This is a genomic window from Thomasclavelia sp., from assembly GCF_017889095.1.
In the GTDB taxonomy this organism is placed as follows: domain Bacteria; phylum Bacillota_I; class Bacilli_A; order Erysipelotrichales; family Coprobacillaceae; genus Thomasclavelia.
Genome location: NZ_JAGHEW010000288.1, coordinates 1 through 3322, shown reverse-complemented (window position 1 = coordinate 3322; position 3322 = coordinate 1). Strand labels below are relative to the sequence as shown.

At 32.2% G+C, this 3322-nt stretch carries 4 protein-coding genes; 3 read left to right on the top strand and 1 reads right to left on the bottom strand.

All coding sequences use genetic code 11. The features are described from left to right. The first annotated feature begins 17 nt into the window (after positions 1-17). Together J7M77_RS12705 and J7M77_RS12700 are read left to right on the top strand one after the other, a co-directional pair. Positions 18-1460 carry a V-type ATP synthase subunit B gene (locus J7M77_RS12705; RefSeq protein ID WP_296879143.1) on the top strand — a complete coding sequence of 481 codons (1443 nt, stop codon included), beginning with the start codon at positions 18-20 and terminating at the stop codon, positions 1458-1460. Between the two features lie 2 nt (positions 1461-1462). Beyond that, positions 1463-2071, top strand: a complete 609-nt coding sequence (locus J7M77_RS12700; protein ID WP_296879142.1) for a V-type ATP synthase subunit D — start codon at positions 1463-1465, stop codon at positions 2069-2071. Positions 2072-2088: 17 nt separating this feature from the next. Here J7M77_RS12700 and brxF read toward each other — a convergent pair whose 3' ends face one another. After that, entirely contained in the window at positions 2089-2517 is a 429-nt protein-coding gene (gene brxF, locus J7M77_RS12695) for a BREX-3 system P-loop-containing protein BrxF (RefSeq protein WP_296879140.1), read from the bottom strand. 222 nt (positions 2518-2739) lie between these two features. Between brxF and J7M77_RS12690 the strand changes: the two genes are divergently transcribed. Next, a partial coding sequence (locus J7M77_RS12690; protein ID WP_296879138.1) for an ROK family protein occupies positions 2740-3322 on the top strand: 583 nt, incomplete at its 3' end.

Genomic DNA, 3322 nt, shown 5'->3' with positions numbered 1-3322 from the left:
GTAGGAGGAAAATGATTATGTCACTACAATATGTAGGTTTAAATGAAATCAATGGACCATTAGTCGTTTTAGACCACGTTAAAGGTGCTTCATACGATGAAATGGTAGAGATACAAATTAATGATGGAACAACTCGATCTGGTCGAATTGTTCAAATTGAAGGTGAAAAAGTCGTTGTTCAAGTATTTGAGGGAACTAACGGTTTATCACTAGAAAATACCAAAACAAGATTACTAGGAAAACCAATGGAACTGCCAGTGTCTAAAGAAATTTTAGGAAGAATTTTTAGTGGTGCTGGTCGTCCAATTGATGGACTTGGAGAAATTTATGCTGAAGAAGAAATGGATATTAATGGTTTACCATTAAATCCCGTTTCTCGTGTTTATCCGCGTAACTATATCAATACGGGAATTTCTTCAATTGACTGTCTAGCGACTTTAATTCGTGGGCAAAAGTTGCCAATTTTCTCAGTATCAGGTTTACCTCATGACCGTTTAGCAGTACAAATCGTTAAACAGGCAAAAATCGCTGATGAATCTGGTGAAGGTTTTGCAGTTGTCTTTGCCGCGATGGGGGTAACTAATGACGTTGCTGAATATTTCAAACGTAGTTTTAAAGAAGCTGGGGTAATGGATCGAGTAGTTATGTTTTTAAACTTATCAAACGATCCAATTATCGAACGTACTTTAACACCACGTTGTGCTTTAACAGCTGCTGAATATTTAGCGTTTAAACAAGATATGCATGTATTAGTAATTTATAGTGATGTTACTTCATATTGTGAAGCGGTTCGTGAATTCTCTTCTAGTAAAGGAGAAATTCCAGCTCGTAAAGGATATCCAGGATATTTATATTCTGACTTAGCTTCATTATATGAAAGAGCGGGAATTATTAAAGATGCCAAAGGTTCGGTAACCCAAATTCCAATTTTAACGATGCCAAATAATGATATTACCCATCCGGTTCCTGACTTAACTGGATATATTACGGAAGGGCAAATCACTTTGGATGTTGATTTAAATTCAGCTGGTATCTATCCGCCAGTTGGCGTATTACCATCACTTAGTCGTTTGATGAAAGATGGAATTGGTGAAGGTTATACAAGAGCAGATCACCAGGATATTGCCAATCAGTTATTTGCCTGCTATGCCCATGTTCAGGATGTTCGTTCATTGACATCAGTTATTGGTGAAGATGAGTTATCAGATTTAGATAAAAAATATATTACTTTTGGTAATTTATTTGAAGAATATTTCATTAACCAAGGATTTAACACGAACCGTTCAATCGAAGAAACATTAGATTTAGGATGGGATCTAGTATCTGTTTTACCAAAAGAAGCTTTAGATCGTTTGGATAATGCTTTACTAGATGAACATTATAATCATGAAAAAGCTATTCAACGTTTCAATATTAAGGAAAAGATGATCATTAAAGAATTACAAAGAGAAGGTGAATAATTATGGCTCTTAAAGTAGTTCCAACTAAAGGTAACCTAATTGCAATGAAAAAATCATTGCAGTTAGCTAACCTTGGTTATAGTTTAATGGATCAAAAACGAAATGTTTTAATTAAAGAAATGATGTCATTATTAGATGACGTTAAAATTATTCGGGAGCAAATTACTTCCTCTTATCAAGAAGCCTATGATGCTTTGCAGGAAGCTAATATTTCCATGGGGCTGATTAGTAATATTGTTAATGGGATTCCTGAAGATTATGGAATCTCAATTGCTTATCGTAGTGTCATGGGAGTAGAGATTCCGAAGATTTCTTACAATAAACAGCCTTTAAAAATGACTTATGATATTGAAAGATCAAATTCAAAAGTTGATTATGCGTATAATTGTTTTTATAAAGTTAAACAGTTAACTGTATTATTAGCGGAAGTTGAAAACAGTGTTTACCGTTTAGCTAATACAATTAGAAAAACACAAAAAAGAGCTAATGCTTTAAAGAATATTTCCATTCCTCGTTTTGAGGAAAATGTTAAGGTCATTTCAGAAGCGTTAGAGGAAAAAGAGCGTGAAGAATTTACTCGCCAAAAAGTAATTAAAGAAATGAAAAAATAGTGGTAGCTAAGCTATCACTATTTTTGAATAAATTTAATATTTTCACCATCTAATGAATATTCTAAGTTAGCTGGTAATTTAGAACGAATATGAATTAATTTATTATCTTCAATCATACCATTCCATGTCGCTACGACAATTGTTTTATTGGCTAATTCTTTTAAAAATGAAAGCATATCAATTTTTGAGTCTTTAGCATAAAGTACACGTTTATTATCAATTAGTAAAATATCTTTATCATAGTTCTTTAAAAAGTCATTCATGATATTTTCGATATCATTAGAATTAGTACCGAAGATTTGATCAAAATTCAAGATTGGAATACCAGTTTCATTACTGTATTCATGAATTACTTTTGATTTACCGCTTCCGGGTTCACCGATGATCAAGATTAGTTTACTTTCTCCATTTTTTGCAGCTTCGATTTCTTTTTTTAATTGGTCCATGGGTTTTTCCTCCTTTATTTTTATTTCATCCCAAATTTTATTGAAACTTAATCTTTTGTTATCTTTATTTTAACATTATTATTCATCTTTTGATAGTAAAATCATCACTTTAATTATTATTTCCTGGGAAATATGACGAAGATTTATATTTTATTGTTGTTTTGATAAAATATTAGTTTTTGTTTGTATTTATGTTATGATATTAATAAGGAGGATATGAGTATGTATTTAGTCTTTGATATTGGAGGTACAGTGATCAAATACGGTTTAATGGAAGAAACTGGTGAGATCATCAAAAAGTTTAATTTCTCGGCTCAAGAAATTACTAGTTTAGAAATGTTTGTAGCTAAGATTAAAGAAATTTATTTAAATTATCAAGGGAAGGTTAAAGGAATTGCATTTTCATCACCAGGAGTTATCGATGCTAAAGCCGGAATCATTAAGATAATTGTCGCTCATCCTTATTTACAAGGAGTTTGTTTGACTGAGGAAATATCGAAAGCTTGTGATAATCTTAAAGTAACAGTAGAAAATGATGCTAAATGTGCCGGTTTAGCGGAAACGTGGATCGGTAATGCTAAAGATAATCAGGATGCTATCGTGGTAGTTTTAGGAACCGGTATTGGTGGTACGATCATAAAAAACAAACAAATTCATCATGGTAAAAATCTTTTTGCCGGGGAAATTAGTACGATCATTGTTGCTTATGATAAAGAAACTAATAAAGCTTTAACCTGGTCGGATATTGCTTCGACAACGGCACTTTGTAAGCGCTGTGCTAAGGTATTAAATATTGAAAGTATTG

Coding starts and splice junctions, on each gene's coding strand:
- J7M77_RS12705 (WP_296879143.1), top strand. CDS start 18: ATGTCACTACAATATGTAGGTTTAAATGAAATCAATGGACCATTAGTC.
- J7M77_RS12700 (WP_296879142.1), top strand. CDS start 1,463: ATGGCTCTTAAAGTAGTTCCAACTAAAGGTAACCTAATTGCAATGAAA.
- brxF (WP_296879140.1), bottom strand. CDS start 2,517: ATGGACCAATTAAAAAAAGAAATCGAAGCTGCAAAAAATGGAGAAAGT.